Source organism: Lentibacillus kapialis, from assembly GCF_014646635.1.
Classification (GTDB): domain Bacteria; phylum Bacillota; class Bacilli; order Bacillales; family Amphibacillaceae; genus Lentibacillus; species Lentibacillus kapialis.
In genome coordinates this window covers 1-745 of the sequence record NZ_BMNQ01000133.1, presented here as the reverse complement: position 1 = coordinate 745, position 745 = coordinate 1, and the positions used below count along the sequence as shown (strand labels likewise).

Below are 745 nucleotides of genomic sequence, written 5' to 3'. Positions count from 1 at the left end.
GATTTTTTGTTGCACCCTAAAAACTGAATAAGAGCGGCATTCGTTTGCGCTAAAGATTAGTTAAGTCCTCGATCGATTAGTATCCGTCAGCTCCACGTGTCACCACGCTTCCACCCCGGACCTATCCACCTCATCGTCTTTGAGGGATCTTACTCACTTAGGGTGATGGGAAGTTTCATCTTGAGGGGGGCTTCATGCTTAGATGCTTTCAGCACTTATCCTGACCACACGTAGCCACCCAGCCGTGCTCCTGGCGGAACAACTGGTACACCAGCGGTGTGTCCATCCCGGTCCTCTCGTACTAAGGACAGCTCCTCTCAGACTTCCAATGCCCGCGACGGATAGGGACCGAACTGTCTCACGACGTTCTGAACCCAGCTCGCGTACCGCTTTAATGGGCGAACAGCCCAACCCTTGGGACCGACTACAGCCCCAGGATGCGATGAGCCGACATCGAGGTGCCAAACCTCCCCGTCGATGTGAACTCTTGGGGGAGATAAGCCTGTTATCCCCGGGGTAGCTTTTATCCGTTGAGCGATGGCCCTTCCATGCGGAACCACCGGATCACTAAGCCCGACTTTCGTCCCTGCTCGACTTGTAGGTCTCGCAGTCAAGCTCCCTTCTGCCTTTGCACTCTGCGAATGATTTCCAACCATTCTGAGGGAACCTTTGGGCGCCTCCGTTACCTTTTGGGAGGCGACCGCCCCAGTCAAACTGCCCGCCTGACACTGTCTCCGGACCGGAT

At 55.3% G+C, this 745-nt stretch carries 1 rRNA gene; it reads right to left on the bottom strand.

What is annotated here, in order from left to right:
- Nucleotides 1-56 precede the first annotated feature (56 nt).
- Nucleotides 57-745: ribosomal RNA gene (locus tag IEW67_RS17960) — 23S ribosomal RNA — on the bottom strand; the annotation flags it as partial.